Origin of the sequence: Fundidesulfovibrio terrae, from assembly GCF_022808915.1 — a bacterium.
Lineage (GTDB): Bacteria > Desulfobacterota > Desulfovibrionia > Desulfovibrionales > Desulfovibrionaceae > Fundidesulfovibrio > Fundidesulfovibrio terrae.
In genome coordinates, this window is sequence record NZ_JAKZFS010000005.1 from 1 (window position 1) to 16,840 (window position 16,840).

13 protein-coding genes and 1 rRNA gene are annotated in these 16,840 nt (G+C 63.7%); 10 read left to right on the forward strand and 4 right to left on the reverse strand.

The annotated features are described in order from the left end of the window. Positions 1 to 6 precede the first annotated feature (6 nt). The 3 genes from rrf (at position 7) to ML540_RS14750 (ending at position 6,195) form a co-directional block, all read left to right on the forward strand. Positions 7 to 122: ribosomal RNA gene (gene rrf / locus ML540_RS14740) — 5S ribosomal RNA — on the forward strand. A 557-nt stretch (positions 123 to 679) separates the two neighbouring features. Next, positions 680 to 3,136 carry an endopeptidase La gene (gene lon / locus ML540_RS14745; protein WP_243362762.1) on the forward strand — a complete coding sequence of 819 codons (2,457 nt, stop codon included), beginning with the start codon at positions 680 to 682 and terminating at the stop codon, positions 3,134 to 3,136. A gap of 212 nt (positions 3,137 to 3,348) precedes the next feature. Next, complete coding sequence (locus tag ML540_RS14750; protein WP_243362764.1) at positions 3,349 to 6,195, forward strand: FAD-binding and (Fe-S)-binding domain-containing protein; 2,847 nt, start codon at positions 3,349 to 3,351, stop codon at positions 6,193 to 6,195. Positions 6,196 to 6,342: 147 nt separating this feature from the next. On the opposite strand, the gene ML540_RS14755 is transcribed toward ML540_RS14750, so the two are convergent. After that, entirely contained in the window at positions 6,343 to 7,179 is an 837-nt protein-coding gene (locus ML540_RS14755; RefSeq protein WP_243362766.1) for an alpha/beta fold hydrolase, read from the reverse strand. Between the two features lie 196 nt (positions 7,180 to 7,375). On the opposite strand from ML540_RS14755, the gene ML540_RS14760 reads away from it, so the two are divergent. Further along, the gene (locus ML540_RS14760) at positions 7,376 to 9,343 is read left to right on the forward strand and encodes a monovalent cation:proton antiporter family protein (protein WP_243362782.1); all 1,968 of its coding nucleotides are present in this window, start codon (positions 7,376 to 7,378) and stop codon (positions 9,341 to 9,343) included. Positions 9,344 to 9,462: 119 nt separating this feature from the next. Here ML540_RS14760 and ML540_RS14765 read toward each other — a convergent pair whose 3' ends face one another. The 3 genes from ML540_RS14765 to ML540_RS14775 are packed head-to-tail and all read right to left on the reverse strand — an operon-like array spanning position 9,463 to position 11,417. After that, positions 9,463 to 10,194 carry a FlgO family outer membrane protein gene (locus tag ML540_RS14765; protein ID WP_243362783.1) on the reverse strand — a complete coding sequence of 244 codons (732 nt, stop codon included), beginning with the start codon at positions 10,192 to 10,194 and terminating at the stop codon, positions 9,463 to 9,465. A gap of 16 nt (positions 10,195 to 10,210) precedes the next feature. Beyond that, positions 10,211 to 10,471 (reverse strand): hypothetical protein, encoded by a 261-nt coding sequence (locus ML540_RS14770; RefSeq protein WP_243362785.1) that lies wholly within the window; start codon positions 10,469 to 10,471, stop codon positions 10,211 to 10,213. Between the two features lie 10 nt (positions 10,472 to 10,481). Then, positions 10,482 to 11,417, reverse strand: a complete 936-nt coding sequence (locus ML540_RS14775; protein WP_243362794.1) for a FlgO family outer membrane protein — start codon at positions 11,415 to 11,417, stop codon at positions 10,482 to 10,484. 302 nt (positions 11,418 to 11,719) lie between these two features. Between ML540_RS14775 and ML540_RS14780 the strand changes: the two genes are divergently transcribed. From ML540_RS14780 to ML540_RS14805, 6 genes are all read left to right on the forward strand, one after another. After that, positions 11,720 to 12,715: a sulfite exporter TauE/SafE family protein gene (locus tag ML540_RS14780; RefSeq protein WP_243362796.1), complete on the forward strand. Its 996-nt coding sequence runs from the start codon at positions 11,720 to 11,722 to the stop codon at positions 12,713 to 12,715. Between the two features lie 110 nt (positions 12,716 to 12,825). Continuing rightward, complete coding sequence (locus ML540_RS14785; protein ID WP_243362797.1) at positions 12,826 to 13,203, forward strand: desulfoferrodoxin; 378 nt, start codon at positions 12,826 to 12,828, stop codon at positions 13,201 to 13,203. A 3-nt stretch (positions 13,204 to 13,206) separates the two neighbouring features. Further along, positions 13,207 to 13,719: a ferritin gene (locus ML540_RS14790; RefSeq protein ID WP_243362805.1), complete on the forward strand. Its 513-nt coding sequence runs from the start codon at positions 13,207 to 13,209 to the stop codon at positions 13,717 to 13,719. 7 nt (positions 13,720 to 13,726) lie between these two features. Further along, complete coding sequence (locus tag ML540_RS14795) at positions 13,727 to 14,224, forward strand: hypothetical protein (protein WP_243362807.1); 498 nt, start codon at positions 13,727 to 13,729, stop codon at positions 14,222 to 14,224. Positions 14,225 to 14,290: 66 nt separating this feature from the next. Then, positions 14,291 to 15,979: a 2-oxoacid:acceptor oxidoreductase subunit alpha gene (locus ML540_RS14800; RefSeq protein ID WP_243362809.1), complete on the forward strand. Its 1,689-nt coding sequence runs from the start codon at positions 14,291 to 14,293 to the stop codon at positions 15,977 to 15,979. 9 nt (positions 15,980 to 15,988) lie between these two features. Then, the gene (locus ML540_RS14805) at positions 15,989 to 16,840 is read left to right on the forward strand and encodes a thiamine pyrophosphate-dependent enzyme (protein ID WP_243362811.1); all 852 of its coding nucleotides are present in this window, start codon (positions 15,989 to 15,991) and stop codon (positions 16,838 to 16,840) included.

A 16,840-nucleotide genomic window follows, 5' to 3' on the forward strand; every position in this document is an offset into this window, starting at 1 on the left:
GAATTTCCTGGTGGCCTTTGAGGAGGGGGTACACCCGATCCCATTCCGAACTCGGAAGTTAAGCCCTCCATCGCCGATGATACTGCTAGGACCGCTAGTGGGAAAGTAGGTCGCCGCCAGGTTCCTTTAAGAAAGGCCCGCACCAAAATGCGGGCCTTTCGCTTTTCGGGCATCGACCAATCGCTTCCGCAACACCCCGGACTTCACTGCGACAACGCAGGGCATGAGTGGGCCTTCCTTCCTCAAAACTTCTCACCTGCCAGCCTCACGCCATGCCCACATAGCTCTGACATGAACTCGCATTTCCCTGCCTTCACTACGGCCATAGCGAAGCGATACGGGATCCTAAAGGGACGAAGTCCCATTTTCCGCCGGAGGCATCCAAGAAAAGTTCATCTTCAACATCGCCTTGAACCGCTATCCCCTCTTCAGTTCTCCCCCATACCTCCGATATGAATGGTGCGGAAATCCTGTTGCAATGCGGCCTGGAACATGACATTGCGGCCAAACGGCGGGCCCGCCGGCCACGCGTCCCTGGGCTCGATGCTCAACACATGAATTTAATTTCATATTCTCATAATTTGACAATTTCCCTGCCTGTCTTACTCTCCGTGTTCGTGAACTACGGAGTTCCGCGCCCTTCGTCATCCGCGTGGACAATTACGCCCAGGAGGCTTTCATGACGAGCTTGTTTTCCGATGACCAGCCCCGCCGCGCCGATCGCCTGCGCCTGCCGGTGATGAGCCTGCGCGAGGTGGTCATGTTTCCCCGGTCCATCGTGCCGCTGTTCGTTGGCCGGGAGGCTTCCATCAAAGCCATTGAGAACGCCGTCTCCACCTACGACAAGAAGATTTTCCTGGTGGCCCAGCGCACTCCGGAGACGGAGAAGCCCCAGGCTGAGGACCTTTTCCGCGTAGGCACCGTCAGCAAGATCCTCCAGATGCTCCGCCTGCCCGACGGCACCATCAAGGTTCTTTTCGAGGGTCTGTACCGGGCCGAATGGGAAGAGGACGGCATGGAGGGCTTCGAGGACGACTTCCCCACTGCCCGCGTGGCGCGTCTGCCCGAGGACGACGGGGAGGGAAGCGAGGCCGAGGCCCTGGTGCGCACCGCCCATGAGGCCATGGAGCACTACGGGCGCATCAACAAGAAACTCGCGCCCGAAACCATCCTGGCAATCAACGCCCAGACCGCTCCCGGACGTCTGGCTGACGCCATCATGCCCCACCTCAAGGTGGACTACATCAAGAAACAGGACATCCTGGAGCAGTTCGATCCGGTGAAGCGCCTGGAAGAGGCTTTCGGGCTCCTGCAGGGCGAGATCGAGATTTCCTCCATCGAGAAGAAGATCAAGAGCCGCGTCAAGCAGCAGATGGAGAAGAACCAGCGCGAATACTACCTGAACGAACAGCTTAAGGCCATCCACAAGGAGATGGGGCGCGACGAGGACCCCCTGGCCGAGGTGGCCGAGTTCGAACAGCGCCTGAAGGATAAGGACATGCCCGAGGAGGCTCGCGAAAAGGCCATGCGCGAGCTCAAGAAGATGAAGAACACCCCGGCGTCCTCGGCCGAGTACACCGTGGTGCGCAACTATGTGGAGTGGATCCTGGACCTGCCCTGGAACGTGCTTCAGGATGTCGAGATCGACGTGAACAAGGCCAAGGACATCCTGGACGCCGACCATTACGGCCTGGAGAAGCCCAAAGAGCGCATCCTCGAGTACCTGGCCGTGCAGAGCCTGGTGGACAAGATCAAGGGCCCTATCCTGTGCCTGGTGGGCCCTCCGGGCGTGGGCAAGACGTCGCTGGCCAAGTCCATCGCCAGGGCCATGGGCCGTGAGTTCGTGCGCCTGTCGCTTGGCGGCGTGCGCGACGAGGCCGAGATCAGAGGCCACAGGCGCACCTATGTGGGCGCGCTGCCGGGCAAGATCATCCAGTCGCTCAAACGGGTGAAGTTCAACAACCCCGTGTTCTGCCTGGACGAGGTGGACAAGATGTCCACGGACTTTAGGGGCGATCCATCGTCGGCGCTGCTGGAGGTGCTGGACCCCGAGCAGAACTACGCCTTCGGCGACCACTACCTGGATCTGGACTACGACCTGTCCAAGATCTTTTTCATCACCACGGCCAACGCGCTGCACACCATCCCGCTGCCCCTGCAGGACCGCATGGAGATCATCCGCATCCCCGGCTACCTGGAGACGGAAAAGGCCAGCATCGCGCGCCAGTTTCTGCTGCCCAAGAAGATCAAGGAGAACGGCCTGAAGGACGAGAACATCACCGTCACGGAGGATGCCGTCCTTGAGGTTATCCGGCGCTACACCCGCGAGGCGGGCGTGCGCAACGTGGAACGCGAACTGGCTTCGCTGTGCCGCAAGACCGCCCGCAAGCTTGTCGAAGGCGGCGACCTGGCGGCCAACTTCGAGATCACCAAGGACAGCGTGGCCCAATACCTGGGCGTGCCCAAGTTCCGACACGGCGAGATGGAGGACGAACCCCAAGTGGGCGTGTCCACCGGCCTGGCCTACACGGAGCTCGGCGGCGAAATGCTCATGGTGGAGACCGTGCTCATGCCCGGTTCCGGCAAGGTGGAGATCACCGGCAAGCTGGGCGACGTGATGCAGGAATCCGCCCGCGCGGCCCTCTCCTACATCCGGTCGCGCTCCGCCACCTTCGGCCTCAAGCCCGATTTCCACAAGGAGATCGACATCCACATCCACGTGCCCGAAGGAGCCACCCCCAAGGACGGCCCTTCGGCCGGCATCACCCTGGCCACGGCCATGGTGTCGGCGCTTCTGAACATGCCCGTGCGCAACGACCTGGCCATGACCGGCGAGATCACCCTGCGCGGCCGCGTGCTGCCCATTGGCGGGCTTCGCGAGAAGCTCCTGGCCGCTCACCGTGGCCAGATCAAGAAGGTGCTCATACCCGACGAGAACGCCAAGGACCTGAAGGAAGTGCCCGAGGCCATCCTGAAGGACCTGGAGATCGTCCAGGTGAAGCACATGGACGACGTGCTGGCCCAGGCCATCCTGTGCGACGGCCCGGACAAGCTCTTCTGCGGGCGCGACGCCAACGTGCGTCCCCTGGCCGTGGGCCTGCTCAAGGAAGAATACCAGAATCAACCGCGCCACTAGCCGTCAGAGCGCTTATGGATACGAAAAAGCCGGGGGTCGCCCCGGCTTTTTCGTTGGCGCGCCTGGCGCCGAGAGGTTCGATTTCCCGAAAGAATAGACGTGAAGCGCAGGCAAAACCGCCGGGAGCTTCCCAGCAACCGTCTTTTGCGCTAAACATCGAAGAGTCCCATCCTCTTTTCCGGCCCCGCCTGGCGGCCACAAGGAGCGCTTCGATGTTCGAGTCCAACGACTGCAACCAGCTGACCGGAATCCACCGGCAATATCACGAACGTATCGCGGGGTTCATCCCTTCCGACCGGCTCTTTTGTGGTCCCTTCACCAACCTGGCCTACGGGGACGACGCCAGCTTCTACCGGCTGGTGCCTAAGATCGTGGTCAAGGCCCGCACCCCGGAAGAGGTTTCCAAGCTCCTGGCAGCGGCCAGCGAACTCAAGGTGCCCGTGACCTTCCGTACGGCCGGCACCAGCCTCTCCGGCCAAGCCCTCACGGACTCCGTGCTCATCTACCTGTCTGGTGCCTGGAAAGGCCTGCACATCCATCCGCTGGCCGAGCACATAAGCCTGGAGCCCGGCGTCATCGGAGCCGAGGCCAACTTCCAGCTGGCGCCCTTCGGCAAGAAGATCGGCCCGGATCCGGCCTCCATCAACGCGGCCATGATCGGCGGCATCGCGGCCAACAACGCCTCGGGCATGTGCTGCGGCACGGCCGAGAACAGCTACAAGACAGTGGAGTCCATGAAGCTCATCTTCGCGGACGGCTCCACCCTGGATACGGCCGATCCGAAGTCGCGCCGGGCCTTCACGACCGCGCATCCGAAGCTCGTGGCCGAGCTTGCCGCCATCCGCGACGAGATAACTGCCGATACACCCCTGGCCGAACGCGTCCGACGCAAGTTCAAGATCAAGAACACCACCGGCTACGGCATCAACTCCTTCGTGGACTTCACGGACCCCATCGACATCCTGCTGCACCTGATGGTGGGCTCCGAGGGCACCCTGGCCTTCATCTCCGAAGTCACCTACCGCACGGTGGTGGAGCATCCGCACAAGGCTTCGGCCATGATGTACTACGCCACCATCGCCGACGCCTGCAACGCCACCATCGCACTCAAGAAGGGGCCCGTCTCGGCCGTGGAACTCATGGACCGGGCGTCGCTTCGCTCCGTTGAGGACAAGCCCGGTATGCCCGCCTTCCTGAATGAGCTGCCGGACACGGCGGCGGCCATCCTGGTGGAGACCCGGGCGGCCGACGAAAAGACGCTGCTTCGCCAGATCGACGAGATCCAGGGCCTGGTTTCCAAGATCAAGGCCCTGCATCCCATCGTGTTCATGGACCAGCCCGCGGACTACAACAAGCTCTGGAACATCCGCAAAGGCCTGTTCCCGGCCGTGGGCGCCGTCCGCGATCCCGGCACCACCGTGGTCATCGAGGACGTGGTCTTCCCCATCGAGAAGCTGGCCCACGGCACCGTGGAGTTGCAAGAACTCATGCACAAGCACGGCTTTCCCGAGGGCATCATCTTCGGCCATGCCCTGGAGGGCAACCTGCACTTCGTGTTCTGCCCGAACTTCGGATCACGCAAGATGATCGAGAACTACCAGGCCCTCATGGAGGAAGTGGCGGACATGGTGGTGGGGCGCTACGACGGTTCGCTCAAGGGCGAGCACGGCACCGGGCGCAACATGGCCCCCTTCGTGGAGATGGAGTGGGGCAGGCAGGCCTACGCCTACATGGTGCGCCTCAAGAAGGCCTTCGACCCTGACAACCTGCTCAACCCCGGGGTCATCATCAACGACAACCCCAACGTCTACCTGGAGAACCTGAAACCCATGCCCGCGGTGGACGAGATCATCGACCGCTGCATCGAGTGTGGTTTCTGCGAGCCCGTCTGCCCCTCGCGCACCATCACCTCCACCCCGCGCCAGCGCATCGCCCTGCAGCGCCACATGGCCCGCATCCAGCACTCCAGCGACGAAGAGCTCATGAAGAAGTTCTGGGAGCACTACACCTACTTCGGCGAGCAGACCTGCGCCGCAGACGGCCTGTGCGCCACGGTCTGCCCCGTGTCCATCGACACCGGCCGCTTCACCAAGGAGCTGCGCGGCAGGCGGGCCAGCGGCACCTCCCGCAAGCTGGCCCAGTGGGTGGCCAACCACTACGGACTGGCCATGAAGCGCGTGCGCCAGTTGCTTAAAGTCGCGGGATTCGCCCACCGAGTACTGGGCACGTACCTCATGGAGCAGCTGGCCGGATCGCTGCGCGAACTCTCAGGCAATCGCATCCCCCTGTGGAACAAGTGGATGCCCGGCGGCCTGCCCTCCAAGTCCTTCACGGACACGACCCGGGGCAAGGGCCGCCAGGTGGTCTATTTCCCCAGCTGCGTGGCCCGCTCCATGGGGCCCGCCAAGGGCGACCCGGACCAGCGCGCCCTGTACGAGGCCACGCTCTCCGTGCTCTCCAAGGCCGGATACGACGTGATCTACCCGACGGGCATGGCCGACCTCTGCTGCGGCCTGACCTTCGAGTCCAAGGGGTTCATGGAGCAGGCCGACCAGAAGGGCCGGGAGCTGGAGGCCGAACTGCGCCGCGTAAGCCAAAACGGCGGCATCCCCATCCTTTTCGACACAAGCCCCTGCCTGTACACCATGCGCCGCAAGATCGAGCCCGACCTCAAGCTCTACGAGGCCGCCGAGTTCATCCACGACTTCCTCATGGACAAGCTTCATTTCACCAGGGCGCCTGAGACCGTGGCCCTGCACGTCACCTGCAGTTCGGTGAAGATGGGGCTCTCCGGCAAGTGCCGGGCCGTGCTCGAAGCCTGCGCCGAGAAGGTGATCCTGCCACGCAACATCTACTGCTGCGGTTTCGCCGGGGACCGGGGATTCAACTTCCCCGAACTCAACGAAGCCGCCCTGGACGGCCTGACCGAACAGCTGCCGCCGGAAACCGTGGCCGGATACTCCAACAGCCGCACCTGCGAGATCGGGCTGTCGCGCAATACCGGGGTGCCCTACCAGTCCATCGTGTATCTGGTGGACAGGTGCACCGTGGCGAAATGACGTTCTCAAGGAGGGGCCGAAGGTCGATGCCGCGTGGGCCCCGCCGGGGAGATGCTCCAGGCGGGGCGGCAATTGCGCTGACCTACCGGGAGGAGCGCTCGGAAAACGCTGAAGCGGTGCCTAGTGGACGCGACACAGATGAAACCATCATTGGGGGGGCGTTGGAACGGTTTCGTTCATCTCAAGAAAGGTCAGGACGATGCGGGAGAATTCGACTGGAGCTTCAAATTGAAGGTGGTGGGTCCCATTCTTGAATTGGACAAGCCATGCGCCGGGAATCAGCCCGGCCAGGGTCTTTGAGCTCTGTGTGCCCACAATGGTGTCCGCGGTGCCCACCAGCAACATTACCTGATTCTTTATCAGCGCCATCTTGTCCAAGGGGGACTCCCAGCCCATTGCCGCTTCGAGCTGCTTCTTGATGGTGGGATTGTCGGGCAACGGTACGCTCTTAAATGCGGCGGCAACGGCTTTTCCATCGGTTGACGTGGCATGGATGATGGCCTTGCCCACCCGGTCCGGATACTCGAGAAGCAGATTCTGAGTGGTGACGCTCGACTGGGAATACCCCAGCACATTCGTTTTGCCGACTCCAAGAGAATCAAGCAGGCTGATCACGTCCTTTGCGAAAAGCGTATAGGTGAAATCCTGGCCGTTGTCCGTGGTGTACCCCATCCCACGGTTATCCATGATGATCAGTTGGTATTTCCCGGATGCCTCTTCGATGAACGCAGGGGTCCAGCGATCCATGGTGCAGCCAAGGCCGGTGAGCAGCAGGAGCGGCTCCCCGGAACCGATCAATTTGTACCCGATCCTGATCCCGTTCGCCTCGACCTGATAGATGGCGTGGCCGTTCCCGTCCACGGCGACCTTTTCCCCCACCGGCGACACGTCTTTGGCCAAAGCCACACCAGAGGCGGCAACCAGTGCAAGGGCCAGTGCGCACATGATGCGAACGCCGGTGAACACCATGCTTTCTTTTTTCATGCGTATTTCCTTGGGTCGAAACTGTCCGTCATCCCCTTAACAACCCCATATCAATGATGACTTTGCAACGCAAATCCAGACAAAGGGCGCACAGCGCAGGGCCAAAAAGCTCCCTCCCCGGCCGGCTCGCCCGCGCGGTGACAGCCAGGCCGCTCTCGGGTATGCTCCAGGAAAAACGCATCGGAGCCGTGCCCTCATGGATATCCCTCTTCTGCCGGAGCTCGTGGTCATCCTGGCCATGAGCGTGGCCGTCATGTTCGCCTGCCACAAGATCGGCCTGCCTCCCATCGTGGGTTTCCTGGTGGCTGGCGTCATCTGCGGCCCGGGCGGCTTCGGCCTGGTGAAGTCCGTGCACCAGGTGGAGATGATCGCCGAGATCGGCGTGGTGTTTCTGCTGTTCTCCATCGGAATGGAACTCTCCACGTCGGAACTGTTGCGCCTGAAACGGCCAGTGTTCCTGGGCGGATCAGCGCAGGTGGTGCTCACCATCGTCGCGTTCGGCGGTCTCGCGCTGCTCCTTGATCCCAGCCCGAGCATGGGCAGGGCGGTGTTCGTAGGCTTTCTGGCGGCGTTGTCCTCCACGGCCATCGTGCTCAAGGAGCTCCAGAACCGCGCCGAGCTGGAAAGCCCCCAGGGCCGCGTGAGCCTCTCCATACTCATCTTTCAGGACCTGGCCATCGTACCCATGATGCTGCTCACGCCGTTTCTTGGCGGCCAGGGAGGGGACCTCCTGCCGTCGCTCGGCATGATGCTCGTCAAGGGCGCCGGGGTGGTCGTTCTTGTGCTGGTGTTGGCCAAGTACGCCGTTCCCCGCCTGTTTCTCTCCGTGGCCAGGGTGCGAAGCCGTGAGCTTTTCCTCATGGCCACCATCGTGTTCTGCATGTCGGTGGCGTTTCTCACGGCCGGGGTGGGCCTCTCCCTTTCCCTAGGAGCTTTTCTGGCGGGGCTCATGCTGTCCGAATCCGAGTACGCCCTGAACGCCATGGAGGGCGTTCTGCCCTTCAAGGATATCTTCACCAGCCTGTTTTTCGTGTCCGTGGGAATGCTGGTGGACGTAAGCTACATCGTGGGCCATCCAGCGCATGTTTTCTTCTGGTCCGTGATGGTCATGGTGATGAAGATACTCGCTGCCGGAGGGGCCGTACTGATCCTGGGATATCCGCTCCGGGTGGCGATACTGGGAAGCATGGCCCTGGCCCAGGTGGGAGAGTTCTCCTTCGTGCTGGCCAAGGTGGGCCTGGACACTGGGCTCATGAACCGCGACGCCTACCAGAACTTCCTGGCATCCAGCGTGCTGACCATGGCGGTGACGCCTTGGCTCATCCAGCTTGCGCCCAAGGTGGCGGGACGGATCTGCAAGGTCCCCAAGCCCAGGGAGGTCAAGGCCGAGGAGCACGAGGAGCTGCGCGACCACATAATCGTCGTGGGCTACGGCCCCGGCGGCCGTCAGATCGTGCACGCGGTCAAGCGGGCGGGAATCCCCTTCATCGTGCTGGAGATGAACATCGACACGGTGCGGCGCGAACGCAAGGAGGGCGTGCCCATCCGCTACGGTGACGCCTCCTATCCGGCGGTGCTTGAGCACGCCGGGATCAAGCAGGCCCGGGTACTGGTGCTGGTCGTGTCCGATCCGGCGGCCGTGCGGCGCATGGTGGCGACGGCAAGGGCGCTCAACCGCAACCTGAATATCATCGTACGTACCCGGTTCGTGGGCGAGGCCCCGGAACTCCTTGAGCTGGGAGCGTCCGAGGTGGTGCCCGAGGAGTTCGAGACTTCCATCGAGATATTCACCCGCGTTCTTGTGGAGTACCTGGTGCCCAACCAGACCATCGAGCGCTTGATCCTTACGGCGCGCGGGTCCAACTACCGGATGCTGCGCACCCCGGACATTCCGCTGGACGGCCAGAAGCTCCTGACGCCGCAGCTGACCGGCATGGACCTGGCGGTGTTCACCGTGGAGGATGCCTCGCCGCTGGCAGGCAAGACCCTGGAGGAAGCTGGGATACGCCGCGAGCACGCGCTTACTGTGGTGGCCGTGGACCGCGACGGCACGACGCACATGAACCCGGACGGCTCCTTCGCCATCCAGGCCGGGGACAAGGCGTACGTGTTCGGCCGCCAGGAGGACGTGGTGGACAAGGCCTGGCTGTTCTCGGCCGCCTGAGGCTCCTCCCGTCCCATTCCGGGCCTCGCCCAATCCCGTCTCGCCTCTTGGTCATCCCAGAGCAATAAAAAAGGGCGGATGCCGACGCATCCGCCCTTCGTCGTTCTTCTTTCGCGCCGCTACTGCGGCACCAGGAAGTTGGGAATCTTCTGCCGCGTGGTTCGCCAGTCGCCGGGCTGCTGGTAGGTGGGGCCGGGGTCGGCCGCGCCGGGCACGGTGGCCACGGTGGGGCGGATGTTGCTCTGGCCGGGCGTCTGCTGCTCCATGAGGTAGGCCACGGGGCGGCTCATGGGCAGCACCCGGCTGGACTTGGCCAGCACGTCGTTGTTGCGCGCATCCATGACCTCGATGTTGAAGCGCACGCCGTAGGGCGTGGCCGAATAGGTTCCCGCCACCACCAGGGTTCCCTGGAACTTGCGGGTGGCCAGTTCGCGGGCGTTGCGCGAGAGCATGAACTCGCCCTGGCTCTTGTTGAACACCACCTCCGAAGTCTTCCTGATCTCCTGGACGTAATATCCGCGAGCGGTAAGCGCCGAGCCCAGCTGTTCGGCCATTGCCCGGGACAGGGGGGAAGCCTGGCCCATGTTGTCCAAGTCCGAGGGCGTGGTGACGATGACCCATTGCAGCCCGCGCGTGGTGGTGCCGTCGAAGCCCAGTCGCGGGGCCAGCTGCGCGTCCAGTTCGCCCGCCATCTCGCGCGCGGCCTGGGGGTAGTACTCGTTCATGTCCGGCTTGCTGCCGCTCCAGGGCATGGACGACCCCACGTCGTGGAAGAGTTGGCCCATTTCGCCGTTGGCCATGGGGGCGCAGGCGCTTGCCAGCAGAAGGAGTATCCATGCGTATGGTTTCATGACCTGGTTCTCCGTATTATCGCAGCTCTTTGATGGCCCGGTCCACGGCGGCGATTTCGGCGTCGCAGCGCCGGGTCATGTCCGTGTCCCGGGCGGTGGCGCGGGCCAGCTCGAAATGTTCCCTGGCCAGCAGGTAGCGCCCTTCCTGCTTGCAGCGAAGGCCCTGGGCGTAGTGATCCAGGCTGTGGGCGTCCTGGGGGATGACTGTCAGGCCCTTGCCCTGGCAAGCGGCCAGGGCGAGGACGGAAGCGAGCAGTAGGGCGGCGGAAAATTTCATGGCCTCTCTCCTACTTTCCAGGCGCGGGCGGCTGGGGGGCTTGGGGAGGCTGCGCCTTGGCCGCAGTGTCGATGGGTTCGCATCCGGGAGGGCAGGGCTGCTTAGCCGCTTTCTTCACGGATTTTTTCGCCGGGGCCTTCTTCTTGGCAGAAGGCGAGTAGGGCACGGGCGTCCTGTCGCCCCCGTAGCCCGCCCCGTAACCCGGAGGCTCGTCCACGTTGCGCGCGCCGATGAGGGTGGGCGGAGTGGGACGAAGACCGGTTGGGTCGGGGATGCCAAGCATCCGCCTGAGTGTCGGGGTCATGGGGATGAGCACGGAGCCGGTGCGCAGCACGTTTCCGGATGGCTGCACCAGCCGGGCGTTCACGAACAGGTTGTCGCGGTCCACGTAGTAGGATCCGGCCAGCACGGCCACAGGGGCCGCCGGGGGAGCCTTTTTCCCCTTGGTCCTGGCCACGGCGGGTGCGCCGCCACGGGCCTCCTTGACCGGGAACCCCCGGCTGCCGAGTTCGTAGATCATCTGCTCGCCCATGAGCCTGCCGAAGGAGGACGAATCACGGGTGTCCTGGTTGACGAAAGCCGTCGGGACGCTGACGACCCCGGCCAAGGGCGTGTCGCCGGTGAGTCCTTTGGTGATCTGGGAGGCCAGTTCACGGGCGTAGAGCCTGATTTCCTCGGCGTCGGCGCGTGACGGGCTCTGCGGCGCTGCGGGGGGGGCCGGAGCATAGTAGACGTAGCCGCCTGACGCGTCGGGGACCATGTATCCCTGGGACGCGCCGGGCGTTTCACGCACGCGAACGCCCGAGACGCCGTCCACGGTGACGCTCTTGGGGGCGGAGACGTCCACCTGCGCTCCCGGGTCAACGGGGCCTATGGTCTGCGCCCGGGCCTGGGCCGCAAGCGGGAGCGTTGTCGCGAGCGCGGCGATCAGGGCTAACGCGCGCATGATGTATCCTCCGGAGGGTTTTGCCTCTCATCGGCGTTTGGGAAAATCCCTTTAGTCCCGGGGGAACGGGCCATTTTTTCCCATACACCGGTGCAACAAGATAATACGCAAAGACCATGCCGGAAATATGGACAACGTCTTTTTCCGGGGATATTATGAAGTCACGAAATTAAAGCAATTCGTGACTTTTACTGTGCGGATACAGCTGGCGGCGAAGAAAGACTCATGATCCCGAGTGGATGGGCAACAGGCACGGCGGCTGGGTAACGGGAAAACCGGCTTTTGAACCGGAGGCGGGCGACATGTACTTTCCTGTGGCCGGAATTGAAGTCTCACCGTGGGTTCCTCCGGTGGTGGCCTTCTGCGTCTCCCTGTGCACGTCCATGGGCGGCGTGTCCGGGGCATTTCTGCTGCTTCCCTTCCAGCTTTCGGTGCTGGGCTACACCTCGCCGTCGGTGAGCGCCACGAACCAGGTGTTCAACATCGTGGCCATCCCCAGCGGAGTGTACCGCTACATCAGGGAAAAGCGCATGGTCTGGCCCCTGACCTTCGCCACGGCCATCGGGACCCTGCCCGGGGTGCTCATCGGGGCCATCGTGCGCGTCAAATATCTGCCGGACCCCAAGAGTTTCAAGCTCTTCGCCGCGTGCGTGCTGGGCTATATCGGCCTGCGCCTGGTGAAGGACACCTTCTTCAAGAAGCCTGCCCCGGCCAAGCCTGCGCAGGGCGCGGGTCCCGGCTGCGCCATGAAGGACGCCCCCAAACAGGCCAGCTGCTCCGGCAAGCCGCAGGAGCAGGCAGGCGCCAGCCGTTGCGGACCCCAGGGGACGCTGATCGAGCACATGGCCGTGAGCGGGGCGAAGTATTCCTTCAAGGAAGTCGAATTCACCTTCCAGGGAGAGACCTACCGGTTCTCCACCGGCGGAGTGCTCCTCATGAGCTTTGCGGTGGGCATCGTGGGCGGCGTGTACGGCATCGGAGGCGGGGCCATCATCGCCCCGTTCTTCGTGGCCTTCTTCGGCCTCCCGGTCTACACCGTGGCCGGGGCCGCGCTCATGGGCACCTTCCTCACCAGCGTGTGCGGCGTGTTCTTCTACCAGGCCATCGCGCCGTTCTACCCCGAAATGGCCGTGGCCCCGGACTGGACCCTGGGGGCGCTCTTCGGACTGGGCGGCTTCGCGGGCATGTACGTGGGCGCACGTTGCCAGAAGTACGTCCCGGCCAGGTACATCAAATCCTTCCTTGCCGCCTGCATCCTGTTTCTCGCCGTCCGCTACATCTTCGAAGCTCTGCGCTGATCCTCGCTGAAAGCCCTTGCACATGTGGGCTAAAAGTGGTTTATGTCACTGAAATATCCGGGCGTTCACCCTGTGGGCGCCCGGCGTGACATCAACGCAAAGGAGCACATATGACCGAGAAAAACGGCGTCTACAAATGTGATATCTGCGGCAATATCGTCGAAGTCCTGCACACCGGCGGCGGAGATCTGGTCTGCTGCGGGCAGCCCATGAAGTACTTCCAGGAGAACACCGTGGACGCCGCCAAGGAAAAGCACGTCCCGGTCATCGAGAAGACCGCCAACGGATTCAAGGTGATGGTGGGCGCCGTGGCGCATCCCATGGAGGAGAAGCACTACATCGAGTTCATCGAGGTCATGGCCGACGGCAAGGTCTACCGCCAGGACCTGCAGCCCGGACAGAAGCCCGAGGCCGAGTTCTGCATCGCCGCCGAGAAGATCGTGGCTCGGGAGTACTGCAACATCCACGGCCTCTGGAAAGCGGAGTAACCGATGCTCAGCAAGAAGATGGAACAGGCCCTGAACGATCAGGTCAAATGGGAATTGTGGTCCTCTTACCTGTATCTCTCGATGTCCTCCTATTTCCAGGATATGGGTCTGGTGGGCTTCGCCAACTGGATGCAGGTTCAGGAGCAGGAAGAGAAGTTCCACGCCACCAAATTCTACAACTATACCATCGAACGCGGCGGCCGTATCAAGCTGCAGACCCTCGAAGCCCCCGAGAACACCTGGAAAAGCCCCCTGATCGCCTTCCAGGAGACTCTCAAGCACGAGCAGGGCGTCACCGCGCGCATCAACGCCCTGATGGACCTGGCCATCAAGGAGAAGGACCACGCCACCGCCTCCTACCTGAAGTGGTTCATCGACGAACAGGTGGAGGAAGAGGCCAACGTGCAGGACGTGATCAACAAGCTCAAGCTCGTGGAGGGCAACCCCTCGGCCCTGTACCTGCTCGACAAGGAGCTGGCCGTGCGGGTGTTCACTCCGCCCACGACGGCCGCCTAGCACAGCCATGGACGCCGGCGGCGCGGACATACTCTGCAGGGGGCTGGAACTGGAGCGCAAGGTCCTGGATTTCTATATCGACGCCCAGGCCCGGTGTTCCAATGAGTTCTGCTCCAATGTGTTCTCGCTGCTGGCCCAGGACAAGCTGCGGCTGATCACCAGGCTGGCCGAGGTCCACGCGGCCGTGTGCCAGGGAATGAGCATGAAAAACGCCTGCTCCCTGGCGGACGACGACCTGCAGGACCCCGCCGGGCTTCCGGCCGATGCAGGGCTTGAGCCGAAAGCGCCGCCTTCGGCCGGACGCGAGGCCGAACTGCTGGACTTGGCGCTTCGGGAACAACGCTCCTGCCTCGATTTTTTCGAGAATGAGCTGCGCCGCGTCAAAGACCCGGACGCGCGGTCCTTCCTGGGCCAGGCGCTCAAGGACGAGCAGGAGCACCTGGTGCTCCTTTCGGATATGCACCGCCGGTATGAACAGGCCGTGGAACTCTCGAACGCCTCATAACACGGCGCGGCCGCCGGGCGATTCCGGCGGCCGCGCTTTTTTTTTCGCCAAAGGACGGAGACCCGCATGCCCGACAGCAGCGTGAACATCGTCATCGGCGGCGAGGCCGGACAGGGCCTCGTCACGGTGGGAGATTTCCTGGCCAAGGCCCTGATGCGGGCCGGGTACGAAATCGTGGTGACGCAGGACTACCAGTCCCGCATCCGCGGCGGCCACAACACCTACGCCGTGCGGGTGAGTCCCGAGCCGGTGTACGGGCCGCGCGAGACCATCGACCTGCTGGTGGCCCTGAACGCCGAAACGGTGGCTCTGCACAAGGGACAGCTCACCGCCAAGGCCCTGGCCGTGGCCGATGAGTCGGTGGACTTATCCGGCGTGCCCGGACTGGCCGTGCCTTTCAAATCCCTGTGTCCCAAGCCGATTTTCGAAAACATCGCCGCCCTGGGCGTCCTGAGCCGCCTGCTCTGCCTGGACGCCGCCTGGCTGGAGGGGATCGTCTCCGAGGTGTTCGCCCGCAAGGGTGAGGAGGCCGTGGCCGGAAACCTGAAGGTGTTCGCGGCGGCCCGGGCATGGGCCGAGGCCAGCGGAGCCGGATTCTCCTGTATGCCTCCCCCGATGCGCACGGACAAGCGCCTCTTCATGCACGGCAACGAGGCCCTGGCCTTCGGCGCCCTGGCCGCCGGAGCCAACTTTTGCTCCTACTACCCCATGACGCCGGCCACGTCCGTGGCCTCCACCTTCGTGGACAAGGGGACCAAGCTCGGCATGCTGGTGGAGCAGGCCGAGGACGAGATCGCGGCCATCAACATGGCCCTGGGAGCGTCCTATGCCGGGGCCAAGGCCGTGGTGCCCACCTCCGGGGGCGGTTTCGCCCTGATGGTGGAGGGCGTGAGCCTGGCGGGCATGACCGAAACGCCCATCGTGATCGTGCTGGCCCAGCGGCCCGGCCCGGCCACGGGGCTGCCCACGCGCACCGAACAGGGGGATCTCAACATGGCCCTCTACGCGGGCCACGGCGACTTTCCCCGGGCTATCTACGCACCCGGCACGCCCGAGCAGTGCTTCGAGCTGGCCTACCGGGCCATGAACCAGGCCGAGAAATGGCAGAGCCCCATGTTCGTGCTCACGGACCAGTACCTGGCCGACTCCTACCGGGCGGTGGTCCCCTTCGACCTGGCGGCCCTCGAGCCCATGGCCGAGCCCGCGCTGACCTGCGACGACCCCGCCGGATACCGGCGCTACGCCGACACCCCCTGCGGCGTTTCCCCCAGGTTGATTCCCGGCTTCGGGGAACATCTGGTGGTGCTGGACAGCGACGAGCACACCGCTGACGGGCACATCACCGAGGACCTGACCGTGCGCATCCAAATGATGGACAAGCGCATGCGCAAGACCGAGGGGATCGTGTCCTCCATCGTGCCGCCTACGTTCGAGGGAGATGAGAAACCGGACATCCTTCTGGCCTGCTGGGGGTCCACCTACGGCCCGGCCCTGGAGGCGGCGCAAATACTGCGCGAACGGGGAGTCCGGGCCGCAGTCATCCATTTTTCGCAGGTGTACCCCCTGAATCCGGACCACTTCCTGCCGGTTTTCGCCAAGGCTGGCCGGACCTTCATGGTCGAGGGCAACCACTCGGGCCAACTGGCTCAACTCATCCGCCAGCAGACCGGCTACGCCTTCGACCAGCTGATCACCCGCTACGACGGCCTGCCCGTGACCGCCGCCCACATCATGGACCGGCTGGACCGGCTGTAAGGAGCTCCCATGATTCCCCTCGAACAGTACGGCGAGTTCGAAACGGCCTGGTGTCCCGGCTGCGGCAACTTCGCCATCAACAAGGCCCTCAAGAAGGCCCTGTCCATGCTGGACCTGGCGCCCCACAAGGTGCTTGTCTGCTCGGGCATCGGACAGGCGGCCAAGTCGCCGCATTATCTGCGCTGCAACTGCTTCAACGGCCTGCACGGCAGGAGCCTTCCCCCGGCCCAGGGCGCGGCCCTGGCCAACACCGAGGTGGCCGTTTTCGCTGAAAGCGGCGACGGGTGCAGCTACGGCGAGGGCGGGAACCACTTTCTGGCCGCCATGCGCCGCAACGTGACCATGACCTACCTGGTGCACGACAATCAGATCTACGGCCTGACCAAAGGCCAGGCCAGCCCCACCACGGCCCAGGGCCAGCCCACAAAGTTCCAGCCCGCGGGCGTGGCCTCCATGGCCTTCAACCCCATCGCCGTGGCCGTGACCATGGACACGCCCTTCGTGGCCCGGGGCTACGCCGCCGAGGTCGACCATCTGGCCGATCTCATCGTCCAGGCCGCGCGGCATCCCGGATTCGCACTGGTGGACATCCTTCAGCCCTGCGTGTCCTTCAACAAAGTCAACACCTACGCCTGGTACAAGGCGCGATGCTACAAGCTCGGAGCCGACTACGACCCCACCGACCGCAACGCCGCCATGCTTAAGGCGCAGGAGTTCGGCGACCGCATCCCCATCGGCGTGATCTACAAGGGCACGCGCGCGCCCTATGAGGGCAGGATCGATTCCAGGGTGCGCAGGCCCCTGGCCACCTCCAAGCCGGACATGGCCAAGCTGGCCTCCATGCTGGAAAGCTACGCCTGA